At 67.6% G+C, this 24,406-nt stretch carries 24 protein-coding genes; 15 read left to right on the forward strand and 9 right to left on the reverse strand.

Annotated features, from left to right (window positions below; all coding sequences use genetic code 11):
* Positions 1 to 269 precede the first annotated feature (269 nt).
* The 5 genes from ABZ942_RS11315 to ABZ942_RS11335 all read left to right on the forward strand — a co-directional run bounded on the left by ABZ942_RS11315 (position 270) and on the right by ABZ942_RS11335 (position 5,225).
* The gene (locus tag ABZ942_RS11315) at positions 270 to 2,030 is read left to right on the forward strand and encodes a DEAD/DEAH box helicase (RefSeq protein ID WP_357380748.1); all 1,761 of its coding nucleotides are present in this window, start codon (positions 270 to 272) and stop codon (positions 2,028 to 2,030) included.
* 27 nt (positions 2,031 to 2,057) lie between these two features.
* Positions 2,058 to 3,293, forward strand: coding sequence for a PQQ-binding-like beta-propeller repeat protein (locus tag ABZ942_RS11320; RefSeq protein WP_357380750.1), 1,236 nt, complete (start codon positions 2,058 to 2,060; stop codon positions 3,291 to 3,293).
* A gap of 141 nt (positions 3,294 to 3,434) precedes the next feature.
* A complete protein-coding gene (locus ABZ942_RS11325) occupies positions 3,435 to 4,046 on the forward strand; it encodes an acid phosphatase (RefSeq protein ID WP_357380752.1) in 612 nt (203 codons plus the stop codon).
* Positions 4,043 to 4,528, forward strand: a complete 486-nt coding sequence (locus tag ABZ942_RS11330; RefSeq protein WP_357380754.1) for a GNAT family N-acetyltransferase — start codon at positions 4,043 to 4,045, stop codon at positions 4,526 to 4,528. The genes ABZ942_RS11325 and ABZ942_RS11330 overlap by 4 nt, the downstream gene beginning before the upstream one ends.
* A gap of 10 nt (positions 4,529 to 4,538) precedes the next feature.
* Positions 4,539 to 5,225, forward strand: a complete 687-nt coding sequence (locus ABZ942_RS11335; RefSeq protein WP_357380756.1) for an endonuclease V — start codon at positions 4,539 to 4,541, stop codon at positions 5,223 to 5,225.
* A gap of 26 nt (positions 5,226 to 5,251) precedes the next feature.
* Here ABZ942_RS11335 and ABZ942_RS11340 read toward each other — a convergent pair whose 3' ends face one another.
* Positions 5,252 to 5,680 carry a hypothetical protein gene (locus tag ABZ942_RS11340; RefSeq protein WP_357380758.1) on the reverse strand — a complete coding sequence of 143 codons (429 nt, stop codon included), beginning with the start codon at positions 5,678 to 5,680 and terminating at the stop codon, positions 5,252 to 5,254.
* Positions 5,681 to 5,776: 96 nt separating this feature from the next.
* Here ABZ942_RS11340 and ABZ942_RS11345 point away from each other — a divergent pair, with 96 nt between their 5' ends.
* Both ABZ942_RS11345 and ABZ942_RS11350 read left to right on the forward strand, forming a co-directional pair.
* The gene (locus ABZ942_RS11345; protein ID WP_357380760.1) at positions 5,777 to 6,721 is read left to right on the forward strand and encodes a diacylglycerol kinase family protein; all 945 of its coding nucleotides are present in this window, start codon (positions 5,777 to 5,779) and stop codon (positions 6,719 to 6,721) included.
* A 252-nt stretch (positions 6,722 to 6,973) separates the two neighbouring features.
* A complete protein-coding gene (locus tag ABZ942_RS11350) occupies positions 6,974 to 7,228 on the forward strand; it encodes a WhiB family transcriptional regulator (protein WP_011211115.1) in 255 nt (84 codons plus the stop codon).
* Between the two features lie 231 nt (positions 7,229 to 7,459).
* Here the strand turns inward: ABZ942_RS11350 and ABZ942_RS11355 are convergent, their stop codons facing one another.
* The 4 genes from ABZ942_RS11355 to ABZ942_RS11370 all read right to left on the reverse strand — a co-directional run bounded on the left by ABZ942_RS11355 (position 7,460) and on the right by ABZ942_RS11370 (position 10,625).
* Positions 7,460 to 8,974, reverse strand: a complete 1,515-nt coding sequence (locus ABZ942_RS11355; protein WP_357380762.1) for a histidine kinase N-terminal domain-containing protein — start codon at positions 8,972 to 8,974, stop codon at positions 7,460 to 7,462.
* Between the two features lie 20 nt (positions 8,975 to 8,994).
* Entirely contained in the window at positions 8,995 to 9,210 is a 216-nt protein-coding gene (locus ABZ942_RS11360; RefSeq protein WP_357380764.1) for a biotin/lipoyl-binding carrier protein, read from the reverse strand.
* 291 nt (positions 9,211 to 9,501) lie between these two features.
* Entirely contained in the window at positions 9,502 to 9,771 is a 270-nt protein-coding gene (rsrA, locus tag ABZ942_RS11365; RefSeq protein WP_357381856.1) for a mycothiol system anti-sigma-R factor, read from the reverse strand.
* Between the two features lie 20 nt (positions 9,772 to 9,791).
* Positions 9,792 to 10,625, reverse strand: a complete 834-nt coding sequence (locus ABZ942_RS11370) for a sigma-70 family RNA polymerase sigma factor (protein ID WP_357380766.1) — start codon at positions 10,623 to 10,625, stop codon at positions 9,792 to 9,794.
* A 173-nt stretch (positions 10,626 to 10,798) separates the two neighbouring features.
* Between ABZ942_RS11370 and ybaK the strand changes: the two genes are divergently transcribed.
* Both ybaK and ABZ942_RS11380 read left to right on the forward strand, forming a co-directional pair.
* Positions 10,799 to 11,293, forward strand: a complete 495-nt coding sequence (gene ybaK / locus ABZ942_RS11375) for a Cys-tRNA(Pro) deacylase (protein ID WP_357380768.1) — start codon at positions 10,799 to 10,801, stop codon at positions 11,291 to 11,293.
* A gap of 72 nt (positions 11,294 to 11,365) precedes the next feature.
* On the forward strand, positions 11,366 to 11,671 hold the full coding sequence (locus tag ABZ942_RS11380; protein WP_357380770.1) for a hypothetical protein: 306 nt from the start codon (positions 11,366 to 11,368) through the stop codon (positions 11,669 to 11,671).
* 27 nt (positions 11,672 to 11,698) lie between these two features.
* On the opposite strand, the gene ABZ942_RS11385 is transcribed toward ABZ942_RS11380, so the two are convergent.
* Complete coding sequence (locus ABZ942_RS11385; protein WP_357380772.1) at positions 11,699 to 12,478, reverse strand: SOS response-associated peptidase; 780 nt, start codon at positions 12,476 to 12,478, stop codon at positions 11,699 to 11,701.
* Between the two features lie 207 nt (positions 12,479 to 12,685).
* On the opposite strand from ABZ942_RS11385, the gene ABZ942_RS11390 reads away from it, so the two are divergent.
* The 3 genes from ABZ942_RS11390 (at position 12,686) to rsgA (ending at position 16,722) form a co-directional block, all read left to right on the forward strand.
* Entirely contained in the window at positions 12,686 to 14,194 is a 1,509-nt protein-coding gene (locus ABZ942_RS11390; RefSeq protein ID WP_357380774.1) for an aldehyde dehydrogenase family protein, read from the forward strand.
* A 222-nt stretch (positions 14,195 to 14,416) separates the two neighbouring features.
* Complete coding sequence (aroA, locus tag ABZ942_RS11395; protein WP_357380776.1) at positions 14,417 to 15,709, forward strand: 3-phosphoshikimate 1-carboxyvinyltransferase; 1,293 nt, start codon at positions 14,417 to 14,419, stop codon at positions 15,707 to 15,709.
* On the forward strand, positions 15,706 to 16,722 hold the full coding sequence (rsgA, locus tag ABZ942_RS11400) for a ribosome small subunit-dependent GTPase A (RefSeq protein ID WP_357381858.1): 1,017 nt from the start codon (positions 15,706 to 15,708) through the stop codon (positions 16,720 to 16,722). The genes aroA and rsgA overlap by 4 nt, the downstream gene beginning before the upstream one ends.
* Positions 16,723 to 16,759: 37 nt before the next feature.
* Here the strand turns inward: rsgA and ABZ942_RS11405 are convergent, their stop codons facing one another.
* The 3 genes from ABZ942_RS11405 to ABZ942_RS11415 all read right to left on the reverse strand — a co-directional run bounded on the left by ABZ942_RS11405 (position 16,760) and on the right by ABZ942_RS11415 (position 21,041).
* On the reverse strand, positions 16,760 to 17,161 hold the full coding sequence (locus ABZ942_RS11405) for a nuclear transport factor 2 family protein (RefSeq protein WP_357380778.1): 402 nt from the start codon (positions 17,159 to 17,161) through the stop codon (positions 16,760 to 16,762).
* 130 nt (positions 17,162 to 17,291) lie between these two features.
* On the reverse strand, positions 17,292 to 20,144 hold the full coding sequence (gene secA, locus ABZ942_RS11410) for a preprotein translocase subunit SecA (RefSeq protein ID WP_357380780.1): 2,853 nt from the start codon (positions 20,142 to 20,144) through the stop codon (positions 17,292 to 17,294).
* Positions 20,145 to 20,348: 204 nt separating this feature from the next.
* A complete protein-coding gene (locus ABZ942_RS11415) occupies positions 20,349 to 21,041 on the reverse strand; it encodes an Rv3235 family protein (protein WP_357380782.1) in 693 nt (230 codons plus the stop codon).
* A gap of 22 nt (positions 21,042 to 21,063) precedes the next feature.
* On the opposite strand from ABZ942_RS11415, the gene ABZ942_RS11420 reads away from it, so the two are divergent.
* The 3 genes from ABZ942_RS11420 to ABZ942_RS11430 all read left to right on the forward strand — a co-directional run bounded on the left by ABZ942_RS11420 (position 21,064) and on the right by ABZ942_RS11430 (position 24,342).
* Positions 21,064 to 22,485, forward strand: coding sequence for a wax ester/triacylglycerol synthase family O-acyltransferase (locus ABZ942_RS11420; protein ID WP_357380783.1), 1,422 nt, complete (start codon positions 21,064 to 21,066; stop codon positions 22,483 to 22,485).
* 10 nt (positions 22,486 to 22,495) lie between these two features.
* Complete coding sequence (locus ABZ942_RS11425) at positions 22,496 to 23,035, forward strand: hypothetical protein (protein ID WP_357381860.1); 540 nt, start codon at positions 22,496 to 22,498, stop codon at positions 23,033 to 23,035.
* A gap of 149 nt (positions 23,036 to 23,184) precedes the next feature.
* Positions 23,185 to 24,342: a ferredoxin reductase gene (locus ABZ942_RS11430; RefSeq protein WP_357380785.1), complete on the forward strand. Its 1,158-nt coding sequence runs from the start codon at positions 23,185 to 23,187 to the stop codon at positions 24,340 to 24,342.
* Positions 24,343 to 24,406: the final 64 nt, after the last annotated feature.

Here is a 24,406-nt window from a genome sequence, read left to right on the forward strand (position 1 = left end):
AATCGCACCGGACAACGAAAAGTTTCGCTCGATGGAGTTGCCAGATCTGTGCGCGTGCCGCCCCGCGGTACCGGCCGATCGGCATTACGAGCCGAGGTTTCGTCGTTCAGGAAAATGTGCGCGCACCAGCTCCGCATCACCAGTGCGCCGCGCCGATGTCTCCCGAGGTAGCCGCCTAGCCGCAGCACCCGAAGACATCCGGAGCGTGGCCGGGTGAGTATCACAGGCGGAGACGTGGTCGTCGCGGGCCGACCGGTCCGCCCCACCTCGTGCGCGCGGGACGCGATTACGAGGAAGGCACGAACCTGAGCAAGATCACTGTCGAACAGGAACCCGGGGTCGCGGAGACGCTGTTGACCGCCGAACTGGACGCAACACATACCGCACCCACATTTGCCGAATTGGGCGTTCGCGACGAAATCGTGCGCGCGCTCGACGAGATCGGCATCGAACGTACTTTCGCTATTCAGGAACTCACCCTTCCGTTGGCGCTCGCCGGTGAAGATCTCATCGGTCAGGCCCGCACCGGCATGGGTAAGACCTTCGGTTTCGGCGTGCCGCTGCTGCATCGCATCGCCACCGCCGACACCGGCACCACGCCGCTGGACGGCACGCCGCGGGCGCTGGTCATCGTGCCGACCCGCGAGCTGTGCATCCAGGTCACCTCCGACCTGGAGAACGCGAGCAAGTACCTGACCAACCACCAGGGACCGCTGAAGGTGGCCTCCATCTACGGTGGCCGGCCCTACGAGTCGCAGATCGCGGCGCTGCGCACCGGCGTGGACGTCGTGGTCGGCACCCCGGGACGCCTGCTGGACCTGGCGAATCAGAACCATCTGATCCTCGGCAAGGTCGGCGTGCTGGTGCTGGACGAGGCCGACGAGATGCTCGACCTCGGCTTCCTACCCGACATCGAACGCATCCTGACCATGGTCCCGGACAAGCGCCAGACCATGCTGTTCTCGGCGACCATGCCGGGCCCGATCATCACCCTGGCCCGCACGTTCCTGAGCCGCCCGACGCACATCCGGGCCGAGGAAGCGCACGAAACGGCCATCCACGAGCGCACCGCGCAGTTCGTCTACCGCGCGCACGCGCTGGACAAGAGCGAGCTGGTCGCCAAGATCCTGCAGGCCGAGGGCCGCGGCGCGACCATGATCTTCACCAGGACCAAGCGCACCGCGCAGAAGGTCGCCGACGATCTGGCCGAGCGTGGTTTCTCGGTCGGTGCCGTGCACGGTGACCTCGGTCAGATCGCCCGCGAGAAGGCGCTCAACAAGTTCCGCAAGGGCGGCATCGACGTGCTGGTCGCGACCGACGTCGCGGCGCGTGGCATCGACATCGACGACATCACCCATGTCATCAACTATCAGTGCCCCGAGGACGAGAAGACCTATGTGCACCGGATCGGGCGCACCGGCCGGGCCGGGCGCACCGGTATCGCGGTCACGCTGATCGACTGGGACGAGCTCGGCCGCTGGGCCGGCATCGACAAGGCGCTCGGCCTCGGCATCGCCGAGCCGGTGGAGACCTACTCGCGCTCGCCGCACCTGTTCGCCGAACTCGGCATCCCCGAGGGCGTCACCGGCACGGTCCGCAAGGCCAAGCCGGAGCGCGATGAGGACGCGGTCGTGGTGGAGCGCCCGGCGCGGGCCCCGCGCAAGCGCAACCGCAAGCGCACCGTGCGCGGCCAGCCGATCGACGAGAACGAGACCAACGAGAACGGCACCGCGTCCAACGGCGACGCGGACTCGACGCCCAGCAACGGCGCGCACCCGGCCGATGACGCACCCGCCGACGAGAACGGCGACCAGCCTGCCCGTCGTCGGCGCCGTCGGCGCAAGCCCGCGGGCGAGGGCGACAACGGCGGCGAAACCGCTGCCGCGGCGGCCTCGAACGACAACGGAATCGGTGACGTGGAGTCGGGCGACCAGCCCGCGCGTCGCAGGCGCCGTCGCCGTAAGCCCGCCGGTGAAGGCGTGTCCGAAGACAGTGGTAGCGCGGTAGAGCCCGCCACGGCTTCGGTCTGACCGGCCGGATCCGCTACTCTCGCAACCGTGCTCGCACCCGAGCGGCGAACGCGCGCCGACGTCATCTCCGCTGCCGCGATCGCCGTACTCGTGGTGATCGCGGCGGTAGTGGTGTGGGTGCGCGGCGATGCGAACGGCACCGAGTCGGTGACCGCGAGCTCGCCGGTGCCGACTCCGGTCGCCGCCGACCAACTCCCGGCCTCGCTGCGTGAGCTGTGGCACGCGCCCGATTCCGCCAGCAGCCGGGCGTTGACCTCGGCAGGCGTCGCGGTCACCGCGGACGACGGCACGGTCACCGGCCACGATCCGCGCACCGGCCAGGACCTGTGGCACTACCGGCGTGACATGCCGCTCTGCGGGGTGGAAGGCCAGTTCAGCACCGTGGTCGCGGTCTACCGAGACGAGCGCGGCTGCAGCCAGGCCACCCTGCTGGCCGGCGACAGCGGCGCCAGGCGCACCGCGCGCAGCAGCTACATGGACGAGTCCGTGCGGCTGTCGGTCGACGGCACCTATGTGCTCGCGCAGGGCCCGAAGCGGCTGGAGATGTGGCGCTCGGACCTGGTGCGCACCATCGAATACGGGTTCGTCGACGCACCGGTGAACGTGAAAACCCAACCGCGCAAAGGCTGCACGCTGCTGTCGTCGGGATCGAGCCCGTCCCGGCTCGGCGTGGTCGAGCGCTGCCCTGACGATCCGGCCGACCGGCTGACCATGCTGAATCCCGCACCGAAGGACAACACGGTGCCCGAGGAGTTCGGTTCGCATATCTTGACCGGCGCGGGCGCGGATTCCCCTGACGCACGGGTACTCGCGGTGTCGGACAGCAGGATCGTGCTCTATCTGCCCGGTGGCCCGGCCGCCGCGGGCGTGGAAGCGGCGGCACCGCGACTGGCCGTCTACGACGCGACCGGTAATCCGATTGTGGTGCACCAGCTTTCGGCACCGCTCAGCGACAAGACGGCGACCACCCGAATCGGTTCGGCCTACCTGGTTTTCACCGGCAACAGCGTTATCGCGTTGAACGGCAGCACCTTCGACCCGATCTGGACCGCGGCCAACGCGCTCGGTTCGCCGAGCATGATGGCGGGCCGGCTGCTCATGCCGACCCAGGGTGCCATCGCCGCCCTCGATCCCGCCTCCGGCGCCGAGGTCGGCCGCATCCCGGTGGACCGCCCCGGCTACACCGGCGCGCCCATCTCGCTCGCGGTGCTCGGCACCACCATCCTCGAGCAGCGCGGTACCGAGCTCTACGCCCTCGGCTGACCACCCCGCTGCTCGCGGACTACCGGTCCAAGGTCGAGCAGCCTACCGCCGCTGGTGCTGCTGATCCTGGAAAAGCCGAGCTGACCGGCGGTAACACCGGCCGGACGGTACGGCTCGCCGCGCGTGCACAATGATGGATCCATGTCCGAACTCGACGATGCCCGACTAGTGCTGCTGCGACACGGCGAGACCACCTGGTCCACCCAGCGCAAGCACACCGGCCGCACGGACCTGCCGCTCACCGAGCTCGGCGAGGTCCAGGCCAGGGCCGCAGGCCCGTTGCTGACCACGCTGAAGCTGCGGGATCCGCTGGTCCTCACCAGCCCACGTCGCCGCGCGGTAGACACCGCGGAACTGGCCGGACTCACCGTCACCACCGTCGACGACGACCTGGCCGAATGGGACTACGGCGACTACGAGGGCCTGACCACCGCCGAGATCCGCGAGACGGCACCGGGCTGGACCATCTGGACCGGCGACGTGCCGGGCGGCGAGTCCGCCGAGGCGGTACAGGCCAGAGCCGATCGAGTGCTCGCCGCGGTCGAACCGCGACTACCCGAACGGGATATCGTGCTCGTCGGGCACGGACACTTCTCCCGGGCATTGATCGCCCGCTGGGCGGAATTCGACGTGCGGGAGGGCCGCCGGTTCGCCATGTCGACCGGCGCGCTGACCGTGCTCAGCTATGAACACAACGTGCGAACCATCTTGTCGCACAACCTGGTTCCCACCGCTGATGGAGTAACACTGTGACTGCAGAACTACGCCGCGCCGTCCCCGCCGACGTGCCCGGCCTGGTCGGCCTCGTCCACGACCTCGCCGAATACGAGAAGGCCGGCGACCAGTGCACGGTCACCACGGCACAGCTGGACACCGCGCTGTTCGGGCCGGAGCCGAAGGTCTTCGCGCACGTGGTCGAGGAGGACGGCGAGCTGGTCGGCTGCGCGATCTGGTTCCTCAACTTCTCCACCTGGAACGGCGTGCACGGCATCTACCTGGAGGACCTCTACGTCAAGCCGGAAACGCGCGGCAAGGGCTACGGCAAGGCGCTGCTCGCCACCCTGGCCAAGGAGGCCGTCGACAACGGCTACCGCAGGCTCGACTGGGCCGTACTCACCTGGAACAAGCCGTCGATCGATTTCTACGAATCCCTCGGTGCCGCAGCGCAAGACGAGTGGGTCGGCTACCGCCTCACCGGCGAGCCGCTCGGCAAGCTGGCGAAGGAAGCGCAGTAACTTACCGACGATGACTTGGCTCGCACCTATCGACGAAGACTCCTGGCCGACCACCCCGGACCGAGCCATGGCGATCCAGGACGAACTTCGACCGATGGTCGAAACAACCGGGCCGACACGGGAATTCCGCACCATCGCCGGACTCGACTGCGCCTACGCCGACACCGGCGCCGTCGCCGCGGCCGTCGTCGTGCTCGACGCGACCACCATGGAAACCGTCGATTCGGCTGTCGCACATGGCACTACGGAATTCCCGTACCATCCCGGCCTGCTCGCATTCCGCGAATTACCCACGACCATGCGGGTATTGGCGCAACTCGGTACCGCGCCCGACCTGCTGGTCTGTGACGCACAGGGTTTGGCGCATCCACGGCGCTTCGGCTTCGCCTGTCACATCGGCGTGCTCACCGGCATACCGACGATCGGCGTCGCCAAATCCGTCTGGGGCGACTACCGCGAACCCGGCCCCGAGCGCGGCGCGCGCACCGATCTCACCATCGACGGCGAGGTGGTCGGCCGTGCCCTGCGCACCAGCACCGGCGTGAAACCCGTCTTCGTCTCGATCGGCCACCGCATCGACCTCGACACCGCATGCGCCCAGGTGCTCGCCCTCACGCCGCGCTACCGGCTCCCCGAGACCACCCGCCGCGCCGACTCCCTCTGCCGCACCGCGCTGCGCGCCGCCGTAGCCGAATAAGCCGCATGGCGGTCAAGCCCCGTTGATCAGGATTTCTCCGGCTCGATGGCGTAGTCGTCGGCCATCCACCGGGTGGACGCCGGCGCGAACAGCAGCACCAGGGTGGCGACCACGACGACACCGAGCAGGCTGCCGTAGACCGGCTGATGCGAGTCGGTGAGCAACGACCAGGTGACCGGCAGCAGCAGCAACTGGGCGATCACGGCGATCGCGCGCCCCCAGCGCTTTCCGAACAGCAGCCCGATACCCGCCGCGAGCACCGCACCACCGAGGATGGCGAACCAGGCCGCCGTGCCGTACCCGCTGGCCTTGGACTGATCGTGGCCGAGCAGCCCGCGCACGATCAACACCAGCGCGACGATCACGGCGACGGCGCCCTCGAGCGTCACCAGCCCACCCGCACCACGCACCGTCCTCGGCGCGCCACCGGAAACGTCACCCTTACGTTCAGCCACCCGGCAAGCCTACGACCCGCCGTAGTCGTCGTCGCCGCGACCGTTGCGGTTCAGCGGCTTTTCGGACCGGATGCGGCGGCGATTAGGCTGCGGGACGTGCGGACGCTGCTGATCGTGAATCCGAATGCCACCTCGACCACTCCGGCGACTCGGGACCTGCTGGCGCACGCCCTGGAGAGCCGCACCCAGCTGACCGTCGCGCACACCCAGCATCGCGGCCACGCCGCTGAATTGGCGCAGTGGGCGGCCACCAACGAGATGGATCTGATCGTCGTGCACGGCGGCGACGGGACGGTCAACGAGACCATCAACGGCTTCCTGCCGTTGCCCGAGCTCAACGACGGGCAGGCCTGGCTGCCCCGGCTCGGCGTGATCCCCGGCGGCTCGGCGAACGTGTTCGCGCGGGCGCTCGGCATCTCCCCGGACCCGGTGACCGCTACCAACCAGCTCATCGATCTGCTGACGCTGGACCGGGACCGCCGGATCGGGCTCGGCCTGGCCGATGACCGCTGGTTCTGCTTCAGCGCGGGCGTCGGCCTGGACGCCGACGTGTGCGAGGCGATCGACGAGAGCCGCGCCGACGGGAAGACCGCCACACCTGCCCGCTACCTTCGAACAACCGTACGACAGTTCTTCCGGGCCAAGCGCAACGAGCCGAGTGTCCGAATCGAGGTCCCGGGGCACGAACCGGTCACTGACGTGCATTACGCCTTCGTAACGAACACGACACCCTGGACCTACCTCAACACCACGCCGGTGCACACCAATCCGGGCACCAGGTTCGAAGATGGTCTCGGCGTGTTTGCCGTGCGTTCCATGGCGGTACTGCCTACACTGCTGCTTGCCAGACAGCTCTTGGCAGTCGACGGAAACCCCAAGTCTCGCAATTTGTTTCGCGAAGACAACGTTCCGTCCGTGCGCATCGAGACGAAGGAACCCATCGGTCTGCAAATCGATGGCGACTTTATCGGGAAGCGCAACGTGGTGGATTTCACGGCCGTGCCCGCCGTCTTGGATGTCGTGGCGCCGCGACCAGAGTGATGCAGGAAACGCACGAAAAACATCGTGGTAGTGCTGCGAAAACTGGGTAGAGCGAGTACAAAGGACCGGGCAGGTTCCCCTAACGGGGGCCGATAGAGCGTGAGCTTCCCCACGGTGCACCAGATACCTATTGACATCTACGGTGTTCGTGAAAGCATTCACAAGCAACCGTGCGGAAACATTCGAGTCGCACAAGTGAACGATCCACAAACCGTCGGCGCCATTTGCGGCGCCCAGCAAAGGAGCAGAGGAATGGACTGGCGCCACAAGGCCATCTGTCGCGACGAGGACCCCGAACTGTTTTTCCCGGTGGGTAACAGTGGTCCTGCGCTCGCGCAGATTGCCGATGCCAAGCTGGTCTGCGCTCGCTGCCCCGTTACCGCTGACTGCCTGTCCTGGGCCCTGAAGTCCGGACAGGATGCCGGCGTGTGGGGCGGTATGAGTGAAGACGAGCGCCGGGCGCTCAAGCGTCGCAACGCACGCACGCGCACCCGCACCGTCGTCTAGCAGACGATCGGATTTACCGGACCATTCAGCCCCCCGGTCCGGTAAACGCATTTAAGCCCGGCACCCCCAAGGTGCCGGGCTCTCTTGTGCGACAACGCATATAACGAAACGACTGACCAGGTCGCCCCTGCCCGGGAGGGCTCCCGCTGAAGACAAAGAACCCATAGCAACGGACTAAGACAAACACCGAGCTGGTCGAACCTCTCGAAATAGCCGAACTGAGCCGAACCACTAACGGCCCGAACGTCGGCCCAACGGAACCCGCAGTACCGCATCGGTTCCGATGTCTGCGCCCGGGTGCAGCCCGATCGAACCACCGAGTTCCGCCGTCACCAGCGTGCGCACGATTTGCAGGCCGAGGCGGTCGGAGGATTCCAGGCTGAAACCGGCGGGCAGGCCGCGGCCGTCATCGCTGATGATCACGTCGAGCCAGCGCGCCGAACGCTCGGAACGGATTGTCACCGTGCCGTTCTCGCCGGAATCGAAGGCGTGCTCGATCGCGTTCTGCACCAGTTCGGTGAGCACCATCACCAGCGGCGTCGCGCGTTCGGCGGAGAACACACCGAGCGAACCCGCGCGACGCACCTTGATCCGTGCGGTGTGCACGGTGGCCACGTCGGCCATGATCGGCAGCAGCCGATCCACCACCTCATCGAGATCGACCTCTTCGTCCACCGACATCGACAGCATCTCGTGCACCGACGCGATCGAGGTGACCCTGCGCACCGACTCGGTGAGCGCGACCTGCGCCTCCTCGTTCTCGGTGCGCCGCGCCTGCAGCCGCAGCAGCGCGGCGACGGTCTGCAGGTTGTTCTTCACCCGGTGATGGATCTCCCGGATGGTGGCGTCCTTGCTGAGCAGCGCCCGGTCTCGCCGTTTGACCTCTGTGACATCGCGCACAAGTACTGCGGCACCGGCCAATTCGCCGTGCGGGCGCAGCACAAGGGTGCGCAGCAGCACGGTCGCGCCGCGCGCCTCCACCTCCATCCGGCGGCCGGTGCGCCCGGCCAACGCGGCCTGGATGTCGCCGACCACCTCTTGGGCGTCGAACGGATCGGTGATCAGCGAGCGGGTCAGCACCGCGAGATCCTGACCGGCGAGATCGGCCTGCAGACCCATCCGGTGATAGGCGGACAACGCATTCGGGCTGGCGTAGACGACGATGCCCTCGGTATCGAGGCGGATGAAACCGTCACCGGCGCGCGGGCTGGAATGGGTGGCCGCGCGATCCTCGGTGGTCGGGAAGGTGCCGTCGGCGATCATCTGGCACAGGTCGTCGGCGCAAGCGACATAGGCGATTTCGAGCGTGCTGCGCACCCGGGAGCGCTGCACGTCGGTGTCGCGGCTGAGCACCGCGATGACATCGTCACCGCAGCGCACCGGGATGGCCTCGCGGATCGCATGCACCGGTGTCGGGTGATAGACGCCCGCGGTCTCCACATCACGATCGGCGCGCACGATCTTGCCGGACATCAACGCCTCGAACACCTGCGGATGATCGGCTTGCAAGGCAAGGGTGCCGACCAAGTCCTCGTGGTGCACGGTGGACGCCGTGGTCGGACGGCACTGCGCGACACACACGATGTCGGCACCCGCCGCGATCGGTCCCGCGCCGACCCAGAGCTGCAGATCGGCGAAGGACAGATCGGCAAGCAGCTGCCAATCACCCACCACGCGCTGCAGATGGTCCACGGCGACGCCGGGTAGGTCGGTGTGTTCGGCTAACAGTTCACTCAGCGTGGCCATGTAGATCTACCGCTATCGCTCTAGGAGATGACTGCGATCAGGTGACCGGCTTTGATGGCATCGCCCTCTTTGACGCCGATCGAGGTCACAGTGCCGCCGACCTCGGCGAGCACCGGGATCTCCATCTTCATCGACTCGAGGATCACCAGGGTGTCGCCCTCTTTGACCGTATCGCCCTCTTTGGCCACGACCTGGTAGACGACCGACACCAGCTCGGCGAGCACTTCCTCAGCCATCTGACACCTCATTCGTTCGGTTGGTTCGCCGCAGGTCACTCGGCGAGTCCGCGCGGCCGAGCCGCACGGCCTGCATCCGCTGAAGGTATAGCCAACCACACGTGAAAGAATGGCCTTCAATCAGAAGGGAGACTACTCATGGGTAAGCGCGGACGTAAGAAGCGTAGTCGCAAGGGCAACGCGGCCAACCACGGCAAGCGGCCAAACGCCTGAGTGAGAGCTCGGCCGAAAAACGCAGAGCGGCACGCACTTCCATAAGGAAGGCGTGCCGCTGGTGTTTGCGAGGGTGACCTAGGAGTCGGCGGAGTCGATCTTGGTCTCCACCACGGTCACCGTCCGGCGAATCTCGAAGGTCAGTCGCTCGCGCAGCGCGTCCGGCGCGCGGTCGCCGCCGCACTTGCGGCTGAGCAGACCCTTGATCTTCTCCTCGACGCCGTAAGCCTCGATGCAGGGCGAGCAATGATCGATGTGGTGCTGCAACCGAGCACGGGTCTCCTCATTGCACTCACCATCGAGCATCAGCCAGATATCGGTGAGTACCGCGGTGCAGTCGAGATCCATGTCCGGGTCCCGCTCGGTGTTCACTGCTTGACCTCCTGGCGTTCCCCCGAACGGTTGAATCCACGTTCGCGCGCCACATCGGCGAGCAAACCCTTGAGCTGCTTGCGACCACGGTGCAGCCGGGACATCACGGTACCGATGGGAGTGCCCATGATGTCGGCGATTTCCTTATATGGGAAACCTTCGACATCCGCGTAGTACACGGCCATCCGGAATTCCTCCGGCAGCTCCTGCAGCGCGGCCTTGATGTCGTCGTCGGGGAGGGCGTCCAGCGCCTCGACCTCGGCTGAGCGCAGACCCTGCGAGGTGTGCTCGGCGGTAGCGGCGAGCTGCCAGTCGGTGATCTCGTCGGTCGGGTATTGCGCGGGCTGGCGCTGCTTCTTGCGGTAGGAGTTGATGTAGGTGTTGGTCAGGATCCGGTACAGCCACGCGCGCAGGTTGGTGCCTTCTTTGAAGGACTTGAACCCCTGGAACGCCTTGACGTAGGTCTCCTGCACCAGGTCCTCGGCGTCGGCCGGGTTCCTGGTCATCCGCAGCGCGGCACCGTAGAGCTGGTCGAGCAGCGGGAGCGCGTCCCGCTCGAACCGCTGGGCCAGCTCGGTTTCGTCCACCGCGGCACCGTCTGTCACCACGTCAGTGCTTGCTTCGCGGCCCTCACGGGTCTCTGCGTGGTCACGCTCCGCTGCCGCCTCCGGGCCCGTCGCTCGCGCCGCATGGTCGCTCGTCACACCTGTCCCTTCGATCGCCGTACCTGCCAAATCTACCGGCACTGGCAATGCGTAGGGGAATCCGGCTTCCGTCGGTGACGCCTTCGTCCAGATCGGACGCTCGTCGAGCAGCACAGGCACCGACATCTCCTTCACGTCATTTACGGGGCTGATCAGTGGCGACGGCCGGGTTTTCGTCCCGTCCGAGCGCTCTGTACTCGCTTCCAACATGCGGGACACGTCCTGTGTTCCCGCAGCGAAACGCCAGCACCCGAAAACCCGTTGCGGATCGGGCGGGTCTCGTCGTTAAGGTTTCCGCCATGGCAGGAGCCTCGACACCGGCGATCCGGACGCTGACCCAGGCCGAGATTGCTCATCGGGTGCACGCCTACAAGCACGATCCGCGCGCCGATTCCTACGGCACCGAGGCGGTCGACGCGCTGGCCGTGGAACTGGGTGTGACGGCGGCGCAGGTCTTCAAGACGCTGGTGCTCGAATTGGCGAACGGCTCGCTCGCCGTCGCGGTGCTGCCGGTGCCGAATACGTTGTCGCTCAAGGCCGCTGCGGCCGCGCTCGGTGTGGCGAAGGCCAGCATGGCCGACAAGGCGAAGGCCGAACGGACGACCGGTTACGTGCTCGGCGGCATCTCCCCGCTCGGTCAGCGCAAGCTGTTGGCGACCGTCGTGGACGATTCGGCGCTGAGCTGGGATCGCATCCTGTGCAGCGCCGGACGACGCGGGCTGGAGATCGAGCTGGCGCCCGCCGATCTGATCCGGCTGACCTCGGCGGTGACCGCCACAGTGAGGACCGGTTAATTCACTTGATTCGACACAATCTGTGCGTCAATGGACACGCCAGATTCGTCCGACTCGAGGATGTGATGCGAAATGCCCGCGCACCAGCGTGTCCGCACCGTGATCGTCGCCCTGCTCGGAACCTTCGCCTTGGCCGTCGGCGCGCTCGCGCTAGCGGCCCCGACCGCCGTCGCCGCGCCGACCCAGGTGGACTTCCCGTTCGACGGCCTGGGCGCCGACGACGCCCCGAGCACACCAAACGCGACCAAGCCGGACGAGCGGGGGAAAAAGGCCGAGAAGCTCGGCGGCACGGTGACCACCCAGATCATCGACCTGGCCACCGGCATCGTCAAGTGCGGGCTCAATATCGCGAGCCCGGCCGTGAAGTGTTCGCTCTGAGGTAAGTGAGCGTGCGGAGCTGGGCGATCAGAGCAAACTGATCTGCCCGGCTTCTTCGTCGGCCGACAGCCGCTCGAGCAGTTCCGGCCCGTTGTTCTTCACGCTGTTGACCAGCGACGGCACCGGCCGCGCTACGATCCCCGCGATCGAAGCCTCGCTCGGCGTCGCCAGCAGTTCGGCCGGCGCCGGGTGGTCCGGGTCCAGCCACGCGTCCCAGTGCTCCTGCGGCATGGGCAGCGGCATGCGGTCGTGGATGCGGGTCAGGTCGCCGACCGCGTCGGTGGTCAGGATGGTGCAGGACAGCAGCGGCTCGCTCTCTTCCAGGGACTTGTCCCGCCACACCGACCACAATCCGGCCATGTACAGCCGGGAGCCGTCGGCCGGTGCCATGAAGAAAGGCTGCTTGACCGCCTTGCCCTTGGCGCCGGGGTCCGACTCGACGACCCACTCGTACCAGCCGTCCATCGGGACCAGGCAGCGCCGGTATTTCACCGCGTCCCGGAACGAGGGGGTGGTCGCGGCCTTATCGGCGCGGGCGTTGAACAGCGGCTTGCCCTTCACCGGAACGCCGGGCTCGGCGGCCTTGGTCCACAACGGGATCAGGCCCCAGCGCATCCGTCGCAGCCGCAGCTTGGGCTCGTCGTCCTTGTGTCCGTGCTCGTGCCGCTCCACCACGGTGAGGATCTGCGTCGTCGGCGCGACGTTGTAGTTGGTGAAAGTGCCCGTCGTGCTTTCGGTTTCATCGATCGCATCCAGCTCGACCGCGAGCCGGCCGGGGTCTGTCGTGGTCGCATATCGTCCGCACATATCCCGATACTCCCACCCACCACCGACAATCTCATGGACAATTGAGTCATAGCTGGTGACCAGTTGAGAGTTTTGACCTACCATTCTCTCAGAGGATGGGTAGTCTCTGTGCCCGTCTGCTGACGCTTGCGCACCGACCGGCCACCGCCAGGAGCACCGGGATCGACGTCGTCCCGAGCATCCACCCGGCAAGAGGAGAAACTCATCGTGACATCCACCGATACCAAACCGGCCGACCACGACACGGCGCTCACGTCGGTCAATCCCGCAACGGGCGCGGTGCTCGGCACCCATCCGATCGCGGACGAGGCCGCGGTGCTCGCGGCCGTCGCGAAGGCGCGCACGGCCGCCGCCACCTGGGGCGCGTTGAGCTACGACGAGCGCAAGACGCACCTGCTGCGCTGGTCGAGCCAGCTGGTCAAGGACTCCGACGAGTTCTGCAAGCTGATCCACGAGGAGAACGGCAAGCCGCTCGACGACGCCTTCCTCGAATTGATGCTCGCGCTCGAGCACATCGCCTGGGCGGCCAAGAACGCCAAGAAGGTGCTCTCGCCCAAGAAGGTCTCCCCCGGCGCGTTCATGTCGAACTTCGCCGCCAGGGTCGAACAGCGCCCGCTCGGCGTCGTCGGCGTGATCGGCCCGTGGAACTACCCGGTCTACACCCCCAACGGCTCCATCGGTTACGCGCTCGCCGCAGGCAACACCGTGGTGTTCAAGCCGAGCGAATTCTCCACCAGCATCGGCAATTTCCTGTCCGACGCGTTCGCCAAGGCCAACCCGGAGCTGCCCGAGGGCGTGTTCATCACCATCAACGGTTATGGCGCGACCGGCGCGGCGCTGGTCAAGGCGGGCGTCGACAAGCTCGCATTCACCGGCTCCACCGCGACCGGCAAGCGGATCATGGCCGCCGCCGCGGAGAACCTCACCCCGGTGCTGCTCGAATGCGGCGGCAAGGACGCAGTGATCGTCGCGGGTGACGCGGACGTGAAGGCCGCCGCCGACGCGGTCGCCTGGGGCGCCACCGCCAACAGCGGTCAGACCTGCGCCGGCGTCGAGCGGGTGTACGTCGACCGATCGGTGCGCGACGAGTTCGTCGCCGAGGTGAAGAAGATCCTGGAGAAGGTCGGTCCGGGCTCGGGCGCGGACGCCGCCTACGGCCCGATGACCATGCCCAGCCAGGTCGATATCGTGCGCCGCCACATCGAGTCCGCGCTGAAGAACGGCGGCACCGCGGTGCTCGGCGGCCCGGAATCGGTGAAGGCGCCGTTCATCGAGCCGGTGGTGCTGGTCGACGTGGACGAGAAGTCCGAGGCGGTGCAGGAGGAAACCTTCGGCCCGACGGTCACCATCCGCACGGTCGACGGCGTCGACGAGGCGGTCGAGCTGGCCAACAGCTCCAAGTACGGGCTGTCCTCGGCGGTGTACTCGAAGAAGAACGGCCTGGAGATCGCGCGCAGACTGCACGTCGGGGCCACCTCGGTGAACTCGGTGCTCGCCTTCGCCGCCATCCCCGGCCTGCCCTTCGGCGGCGTCGGCGACTCCGGCATCGGCCGCATCCACGGCGAGCCGGGGCTGCGCGAATTCGCCCGCCCGCACTCGATCGCGGTGCAGCGCTTCGCGATTCCCGGCATGGCACTGCTCAGCTACTCGCGCACCCAGTCCACCATGAAGCTGCTGCGCAAGCTGGTTCCGTTCATTCACGGACGGCACAAGTAAGGAATTCGGTTGCGCGAGAAGCCCGTAATAGTCGAGCCGGAATCTTGGCGTCCCCGCCGGCTCGACCACCACGGAGCGAGCCCGACGAGCGACCCGTTCGCGGCCGTCTCGCGTCCGAGCGGTCGAAGCGCATGCGCCGAAGGCGCGAGTCTCGACCGCTCGGACGCGAGACTAAGGGGCCGCGAACCACGCCGCGGCCACGCGGCCAATTAAGCTAGCCTCGTGAGTTTCTGGCCAGCGCCCCATGTCGATGTCCCTGTACACGCGACCGTGACCCTGCCTGGATCGAAGTCGATCACGAACCGGGCATTGATCTTGGCCGCACTGGCCGACGGTCCTTCGACGCTGTCCGGTGCGTTGCGCAGCCGCGATACCAACCTGATGATCGCCGCGTTGCGTGCGCTCGGCACGAGCATCGAGGGTGACGCGGACACGCTGACCGTGACGCCCGCCCCGCTGCAGGGCGCCGGCGTCGACTGCGGACTCGCGGGCACCGTGATGCGCTTCCTGCCGTCGGTGGCCGCGCTCGCCGCGGGCGATGTCGCCTTCGACGGCGACGCCCAGGCCCGAGTTCGCCCGCTCAGCACCATCTTGGACGCGCTGCGCGCCCTCGGCGCCGACATCGACGGCAACACGCTGCCGTTCACCGTGCACGGCAAGGGCGCGCTGCGCGGCGGCACGGTGACCATCGACGCGTCCGGGTCCTCGCAGTTCGTTTCCGGCCTGCTGCTGTCGGCGGCGCGGTTCGACGAGGGCCTGATCGTGCATCACGACGGCAAGGCGCTGCCCTCGATGCCGCACATCGAGATGACCGTGGAGATGTTGCGCCGCGCCGACGTGCAGGTGCAGGCGCCCGAACACAGCCGGTTGGCACAGACCTGGCAGGTGACCCCCGGCCCGATCCGCGCGGTGGATTGGGACGTCGAGCCGGATCTGTCCAACGCGACGCCGTTCCTGGCGGCCGCCGCGGTCACCGGCGGCGAGGTCAAGATCCCGCACTGGCCGCGGCTCACCACCCAGCCCGGCGACGTGATCCGCGAGATCCTGGTGCGAATGGGCGCGGAGGCGCGTGTCTTCGACGGCGTGCTGACCGTGCACGGTCCCGATCGCCTGGCGGGTATCGATATCGACCTGCACGACGTCGGCGAACTGACCCCGACGGTCGCGGCACTGGCCGCGCTCGCCGATTCCCCGTCGTGGTTGCGCGGCATCGCGCATCTGCGCGGCCACGAGACCGACCGGCTCGCCGCGCTGTCCACCGAGATCAACCGGCTCGGCGGCAAGGTCACCGAGACCGAGGACGGGCTGGAGATCGTGCCCGCCGAATTGCACGGTGGCCGTTGGCATTCCTACGCCGATCACCGAATGGCAACGGCCGGAGCGATTCTCGGGTTGCGGGTGCCGGGCATCGAGATCGAGGACATCGGCACGACGGCCAAGACTTTGCCGAATTTCGTTGCGCTGTGGGAACAAATGCTCGATCCGACGCTCTCCGATCAAGGAGCGGCGCACTGAGGAAGCGCGAGTACGACGAATCCGACGTCCGGGTGCGCCCGGGCAAGAGTTCGCGTCCGCGCACGAAAACCCGTCCGCAGCACAGTGATGCGGAATCCGCCATGGTGGTCTCGGTGGACCGCGGCCGCTGGGGCTGTGTGCTCGGCGGCGATCCGAGCAGGCACATCGTCGCCATGCGTGCCAGGGAGCTCGGCCGCACGCCCATCGTGGTCGGCGACGAGGTGGATGTGGTCGGCGATCTATCCGGCCGACCCGATTCGCTGGCGCGCATCGTGCGGGTCACCGAACGTCGAACGGTGTTGCGGCGCACCGCCGATGACACCGATCCGTTCGAGCGGATCGTCGTCGGCAATGCCGAGCAGCTGTTCATGGTGGTCGCCCTCGCCGACCCGCCGCCGCGCACCGGATTCGTCGAGCGCTGCATGGTCGCCGCGTATGCCGGCGGACTGCATCCGGTGCTGTGCCTGACCAAGCACGATCTGGCCGCCGAGTCCGAATTCGCTTCCGCCTTCGAGGATCTCGACCTGACCATCGTTTACGGCGGCGTCGACGACCCGTTGGAGCCGGTGCTCGAGCTGCTCACCGGTCGCCTCACCGCGTTCATCGGTCACTCCGGCGTCGGTAAGTCTACTTTGGTGAATCGCCTTGTGCCAGACGCATATCGGGCTGTCGGCGCGGTATCCGGCGTCGGCAAGGGCAAGCACACGTCCACCCAGTCCGTTGCCCTGCCGCTGCCCGGGGGCGGCTGGGTCATCGACACTCCTGGCATCCGCTCCTTCGGCCTGGCCCACATCACCCCCGACGACGTGGTCGCCGCCTTCAGCGACCTCGCCGCCGCCATCGAGGACTGCCCGCGCGGCTGCACCCACCTCGGCCCACCCGCCGACCCCGAGTGCGCACTGGACAAGCTACCCGGCAAAGAACGCCGGGTGGCCGCCATCCGCCTCCTGCTCACCGCCCTGAACGCCAACGAACACTGGCAGACCAGCAGCGGTCCGCGACCCATCGACTAGCGGGTCTCGGCCGCTGGGGACTTTCCCCACTGCGGACTCAGCCGGGTAGCGCCGCGCTGGTTCGTTCCTGCCCATCGGACTGCCCCGGCGCGAACGGCCACTCCTCGAACCAGGTGCAGCGGCCGTCCTGATCGAAGCGCAGCACCCATAGGTCACGCCAGCGCGCGGGCTGGTCGGGATATTCGACCTCCGCCCGGACTACCGCGGTAAGTCCGTCCACGGCAACGACTTCCGGCTCCATGCTGAACGACTCCTCCGGGCTGTCGCGCCCGGTCTCCCAGAATTTCGCCAGCGCGGGTAACCCGGTGAGCGGTTCCGCCCACGGCGACACCTGATATCCGATTTCGGGGGCGAAGAGGTCGCCGAGTTGCCCGGTACCCGGCGATCGCCAGGCCCGTTCGTATTCGCTGACCCATGCCTCAACTGTGCTGCGGTCCACGAGCGCCGAAACTACGCCTGTTCGCCGGACTACGGGCGGGTTCCAGCGCAAAGGCGCCCCCACCGGCCATCGGGTCCGGAACGCACAAGCGCCCAGGGACGGGAGTCCCTGGGCGCTTCGGCGTCAACCGTCAGTGGCGACGACGCGGCTTAGGTGCACGCTTCGTCTTGTCCTGCGCGCGGGCGGCCTCGCGGCGCTCGCGGCGGGTGGTGCCATCGCCGTACTCCTCGGCGTCGCTGTGCACCTCGCGGTGCCCACCCTCGTCGGGGCCCGAGTAGCTCAGGCCGCGCTGGCTGCCGGAGTCGATGCCCTTGGCGCGCAGCGCCGCCGGGGCGGCGCTGCCGTTGGGCAGCGGGGCCTCGTCGGTGGGCAGCGGGCGCGGCGCGGCCATCGCACCGACCGGCGAACGCAGGCCCTGATCGACCGAGACGCCTTCCGGCTGCGGCTGCTGCACCTCGACCTGCAGGTTGAACAGGAAGCCGACCGACTCCTCCTTCAGGCCCTCGAGCATCGCCGCGAACATGTCGAAGCCCTCACGCTGGTACTCGACCAGCGGGTCGCGCTGCGCCATCGCCCGCAGGCCGATGCCCTCCTTGAGGTAGTCCATCTCGTAGAGGTGCTCGCGCCACTTGCGGTCCAGCACCGAAAGCAGCACCTGCCGTTCGAGATTGCGCATGCTGCCCTCGCCGGCCAGCCCGTCGATCTCGGCCTCGCGCCGCTCGTAGGCCTCGTGCGCGTCGTCGAGCAGCGCCTCGAGCAGTTCCTCGCGGCCGAGGTCGCCCGCCTCGCCGACCGCGGTCTCGCCGGTCAGATCCTTGTAGCTGACCTTGACCGGGTACAGCGTCTTGAGCGCCGTCCACAGCTTGTCCAGATCCCAGTCCTCGACGTAGCCCTCTGCGGTGGCGCCGTTGACGTAGGCGGTGACCACGTCGGTGATCATGCTCTGGACCTGGCCCTCCATGTCCTCGCCGCGCAGGATCCGGTTGCGCTCGCCGTAGATGATGGTGCGCTGCTGGTTCATCACCTCGTCGTACTTGAGCACGTTCTTGCGGATCTCGAAGTTCTGCTGCTCGACCTGGGTCTGCGCGCTCTTGATCGCCTTGGAGACCATCTTGGCCTCGATCGGCACATCGTCGGGCAGGTTGAGCCTGGTCATGATCGACTCGAGCGCGGCGCCGTTGAACCGGCGCATCAGCTCGTCGCCCAGCGACAGGTAGAACCGCGACTCGCCGGGGTCACCCTGGCGGCCGGAACGACCACGCAGCTGGTTGTCGATACGCCGCGACTCGTGCCGCTCGGTGCCGAGCACGTAGAGCCCGCCCGCGTCGCGCACGATCTCCGCGTCCGCCGAGGTCTGCGCCTTGACCTGATCCAGCGTCGGCAGCCAGGCCTGCTGGTAGGCGTCCGGCGTCTCGACCGGATCCAGGCCCTCGCGGCGCAGGATGAGGTCGGCGATGATGTCCGGGTTGCCGCCGAGCACGACGTCGGTACCACGACCGGCCATGTTGGTCGCCACGGTCACCGCGCCCGGCCGGCCGGCCTCGGCGATGATCTCGGCTTCCTTCTCGTGGAACTTCGCGTTCAGCACGGTGTGCGCGATGCCGCGCTTGGTGAACTGCTTGGACAGGTACTCCGAGCGCTCGACGCTGGTGGTACCGATCAGCACCGGCTGGTCGCGCTCGTGCCGCTCGGTGACGTCATCGACCACGGCCGCGAACTTGGCCTCTTCGGTCTTGTAGATCAGGTCGGACTGGTCCGCGCGGATCATCGGCTTGTTCGTCGGGATCGGCACCACGCCCAGGCTGTAGATCTGGTGCAGCTCGGCCGCCTCGGTCTCGGCGGTACCGGTCATGCCGGACAGCTTGTCGTAGAGGCGGAAGTAGTTCTGCAGGGTGATGGTGGCCAGGGTCTGGTTCTCCGGCTGGATCTCCACCCCTTCCTTGGCCTCGATCGCCTGGTGCATGCCCTCGTTGTAGCGGCGTCCGACCAGGATGCGGCCGGTGAACTCGTCGACGATGATGACCTCGCCGTCGCGGACGATGTAGTCCTTGTCGCGCGAGTACAGCTCCTTGGCCTTGATCGCGTTGTTCACGTAGCTGACCAGCGGCGAGTTGGCGGCCTCGTAGAGGTTGTCGATGCCGAGCTGATCCTCGATGAACTCGACGCCCGCCTCGTGCACGCCGATGGTGCGCTTCTTGATGTCGACCTCGTAGTGCAGGTCTTTCTTCAACAGCGGTGCGATGCGCGCGAATTCGGCGTACCACTTGCTGGAGGCGTCGGCCGGGCCGGAGATGATCAGCGGCGTGCGCGCCTCGTCGATCAGGATGGAGTCGACCTCGTCGACCACGGCGAAGTTGTGCCCGCGCTGCACCAGATCGTCGAGCGAGTGCGTCATGTTGTCGCGCAGGTAGTCGAAGCCGAACTCGTTGTTGGTGCCGTAGGTGATGTCGGCGCCGTAGGACACCCGCCGCTGCGCGGGCGTCATGCCGCCGAGGATCACGCCGACCTCGAGTCCGAGGAAGCGGTGCACGCGGCCCATCCACTCGGAGTCGCGCTTGGCCAGATAGTCGTTGGTGGTGACGATGTGCACGCCGTCGCCGCTGATCGCGTTGAGGTAGGCGGGCAGCACCGAGGTGAGCGTCTTGCCCTCACCGGTCTTCATCTCGGCGATGTTGCCGGTGTGCAGCGCGGCGCCGCCCATGATCTGCACCTTGTAGTGCTTCTGGTTCAGCACGCGCCAGGACGCCTCGCGGGCCACCGCGAACGCCTCGGCCATCAACGCGCCGAGCGGATCCGCGTGCCCCTCCTCGACCATGTCCGAGTACCGCTCGCGGAACTCGTCGGTCTTGCCGCGCAACTCGTCGTCGGTGAGTAGCTCGTACTCCGACTCGAGGTCGAGAACCTGATCGGCGAAGTTGGCGAGCCGCTTGACCATGCGACCTTCACCAATCCGTAGCAACCTCGTCAGTGTCAGCGCAGGCACGGGTCTCGTCAGTCCTCTGGTCGGTGTGTCATTTCGTGTCGTCGGCGCCGGGCCGCGGGGTGGGGCTCACGGCCGGCGTGCGGGTTCGCACTCCGAGTGCGGAATCCGCTGCCCGCCCCATGGTAATGCGGTGCCGATCGTAGGTGCCGACGAGCAGCGCCGTTCGGCCGGATCAGCGCGTGGCCGTGTCGTCCGCCCTGGTTCTCACAGTACGCGGAACGCGGTCAGCTGCCAGCCTGCCCGGTGCAGCACCACGCACGCGGCGACCGCGAAGACCCGGGGCCCGCGCTGATAGCTGCCGTACACCTCGGCCGAGGTGGAGCCGGTCAGCTCGACCCCGAGCTTGGTCAGGTGCGCAGGACCGAGACCATGCCCCGGTGGTGCGGACCGCGCGAGCGTCTCGATGGCGGCGAGCACCGACGGTGCGGCGAGCCTGCGCAGCTGCACCACCGGGCGCCTGCCGTCCAGCACCTCGAGCACCAGTCTCAGCGAACTTTCAGCGAATCGACTTGCCGCGGAACCTGTTTCACCGTCGGTGCCGTACGATAGAGGACGTCCGTCGTGCCGGGCGCGTCGCTTGGCCACCCGATCGGTCGGCCCGCTATGTGACGGCATGCGACGGCAGGGCAGCGCGGCTCGTGGCGACAACGCCTCCGACCGACCGCGATCCGGCCGATCACCATCCAGCGGCGGCTCGAGCCGCGGTGCAGGTGAAAGCGATGGCCGTCGACTGTGCATTCGGTGTCCCCCTGTGATCGAATCGAGTTCCCCTTGCTCGAGTCGAACAGCTTGCCACGCCGAGCCGGGTGGGTAAAGGGGATCGCCGATTTCACCGGATACGCCACAACGGAGGAGCTGAAACCCTGTGGCGACAGCACAATGGGCGTGAGGCGGCATCGAAAAAGGAGCACCGGGCAGCGTGATCACGAGACTGACGCCGCAGGACGCGTCGTTCTATCGGCTCGAGTCGAGCAGCAATCCCATCCACATCGGCTCCCTCGCCATCCTCCGGAATACCGAGCCGGGCAGCGGCACCGCCGAACCGGTGCTCGACTACGACCGGCTGGTCGATCTGGTCGACGCCAGGCTCTCGCTGGTTCCCCGCTATCGCCGCAAGGTGCGCGAGATCCCGTTCGCGCTCGGCCGCCCGGTGTGGGTGGAGGACAGCCAGTTCGACATCACCTATCACATCCGCCGCTCCGCCCTGCCCACTCCGGGGACCGACGAGCAACTGCACGAACTGGTGGCCAGGCTCGCCTCCCGGCCGCTGGACCAGACCAGGCCGCTGTGGGAGATGTATCTGATCGAGGGCCTGTCCGACGACCGCTGCGCGATCTTCACCAAGACGCATTCAGCCCTGGTCGACGGCGATACCGCACTGGAGATCGGCCACGTGATCCTCGATACCGGCCCGTCGCCGCGCGAGCTCGCCGACGACGCGTGGCTCGCGCCGCGCGAACCCAACGAGGTGGAACTGCTCGTCGGGGCCTTGACGCACCTGGCCGCCCAGCCGCGCGAAGCCCTCGAAGTGGCCAGGCACGCGAGCGGGCACGCCTTCGCGGTGATCGGTGCCGCGGGTCGGGCGATGGACTCGGTGGTCTCCGCCGTACGCGCCGCGACGACCGGTGCGCCGGACAGCCCGTTGAACGCGCGCACCTCGCGCAACCGCCGCTTCGACGTGGTGCGCACCGACCTGGAGGACTACCGCAAGATCCGCAAGCGCTTCAACTGCTCGATCAACGATGTCATCCTCGCGGTGGTCACCGGTGCGCTGCGCAACTGGCTGCTCTCGCGCGGCGAGGGCCTCATCGAATCGACCACGTTGCGCGCGGTGGTGCCGATGTCGGTGTATGTCGAAGGGGCGGACGGCGATCAGCTGAAACCGGCGAGCGAGGTGTCCTCGTTCCTGATCGATCTGCCGGTCGGCGAGCCCAATCCGGTGATGCGTCTTTCGCATATCGCGCACGCCACCGAGGCCAACGGCAGGCAGCATCGCGGCGTTCGCGCGCGCACGCTGGTGCATCTGGCCGGGTTCGCTCCGGCGAGCCTGCATGCCATGAGCGTGCGTGCGGCGAGTACCTTCGCAGAACACACTTTCAATCTGGTGATCACCAACGCACCAGGTCCGCAGACTCCGATGTTCATCGGCGGCGCGCGGATGCTGGAGATGTATCCGGTGTCGCCGCTGCTGCGCAATCAGGCCTCGAGCATCGGGATCACGTCCTATGACGGACGCGTTTTCTACGGACTCAACGCCGACCGCGACGCGATGGCCGACATCGGCGTGCTGGCCGCGTCGGTGCGCGATTCCATGGAGGAGATGCTCGGTGCCTGCGTCTGATCAGGAGAAAATGCGGGTCTATATCCCCGCGACGGTGCCGATGCTGCGCGAGCTCGTCACCAACCGGGAACTGCACCCGATCGGCGGCACCGCGTTCGCGGTGACCCCGGCGCTGCGCGAGGCCTACGCCTCCGGCGACGACGAGGAGCTCGCCGAGGTGGCGATGGGCGAGGCCGCGCGCGCCTCGCTGCGCCTGCTCGCCGCCGAACGCGACGGGACCGACGAACCGGCCGACGATGCCGAGCCGGTCGCGGCCGGTCGGCCGGTGTATCGGCGCGCGGTGATCGCCGCGGACGTGACCGGCGCGAAGCTGCGCCCCGATCTCGACGATGCCGTCGTCAAGCTGGCCGGGCCGATCAGCTACGACCAGATCGGCTGCGTGCACGTGGACCTGGTCGAGGCCGAGCCCGAGGTGGCCAAGGCCGTCGACGTGGTGGACGCCGCCGACCTCGGCGACACCGACGCCGAATTCGTGCTCGGCGACGCCGAGGATCACCAGCTGGCCTGGTACGCCGCGCAGGAATTGCCGTTCCTGCTCGAACTGCTCTGACGTTCCCTTATCGCCCGGACCTAGTGACGGCCGGCCGGTCGGCCGGGATGATAAGGGTGACGGCCACGACACGTCAGCTAACCTACGATGCCGTAACCTGGCTGTTGCGTGGGCAGCGCATCCGACCTACAGGAAGACGAACGGCAGCGATGAGCTCGAAAACTGGGGGATTCTCCGTGCGGGGCGTGCGAGAGTGGCTGGAGGCTCCGGCCGCCGCTGTCGCCGAGCGCGGCGGCAGGCTGAACGTGCTGCGCGGGGCCGTGGCACGCGTCACCACCCCGCTGCTGCCGGATGATTATCTACACCTGGCCAACCCGCTGTGGTCGGCCCGCGAACTGCGCGGTCGCATCGTCGACGTGCGCAAGGAGACCGCGGATTCGGCCACCCTGGTGATCAAGCCGGGCTGGGGCTTCGACTTCAAATACGAGCCGGGCCAATACATCGGCATCGGCGTGCTGATCGACGGGCGCTGGCACTGGCGGTCCTACTCGCTGACCTGCCCGCCGAACTGGTCGGACCCGGAGGCGGGCGGCAAGCGCGTCATCTCCATCGCGGTGAAGGCGATGCCGGAGGGCTTCCTGTCCAGCCACCTGGTCAGCGGCGTCCCGGTCGGCACCGTGGTGCGGCTGGCCGCACCACAGGGCGGTTTCGTGCTGCCCTACCCGCCGCCGGAGAAGGTGCTGTTCCTCACCGCGGGCAGCGGCATCACCCCGGTGCTCGCGATGCTGCGGTCGATGGACCGGCGCGACATGGTCACCGACGTGCAGCACCTGCATTCCGCGCGCACCGCCGAGGACGTCATGTTCGGCGCCGAGCTGCGCGACCTGCACGATCGGCATCCGAGTTTCACCTCGCACCTGAACCTCACCGGCGAGCACGGCAAGTTCGCGCTGGCCGGGCTCGACGAGAAGTTCCCCGACTGGCGCGAGCGGCAGACCTGGGCCTGCGGCCCGGCCGCGATGCTGGACGAGATCGAACACCACTGGCGCGACGCGGGCGTCGCGGACCGGCTGCACGTGGAGCGGTTCGAGATCGCACGATCCGCGGTCGGCGAGGGCGGCACCGTCACCTTCGGCAAGACCGGCCGCACCGCCGAGGTCGACGGCGCGACCAGCCTGCTGGAGGCGGGCGAGTCCGCGGGCGTGCAGATGCCGTTCGGCTGCCGGATGGGCATCTGCCAAACCTGTGTCGTGACACTGAGTTCCGGACACGTGCGTGACCTGCGCAACGGTGACGAGCATCGCGAGGGCGACAAGGTGCAGACCTGCATCTCCGCCGCGGCGGGCGACTGCACCCTTGACGTCTGAGCGTGCCCCGGGCCTCGGCTCGGGACGCCGCCGACGTTCTTTGGGTACCCTCAAATCAAATTGA

This window comes from Nocardia sp. NPDC046473, from assembly GCF_040645995.1.
Lineage (GTDB): Bacteria > Actinomycetota > Actinomycetes > Mycobacteriales > Mycobacteriaceae > Nocardia.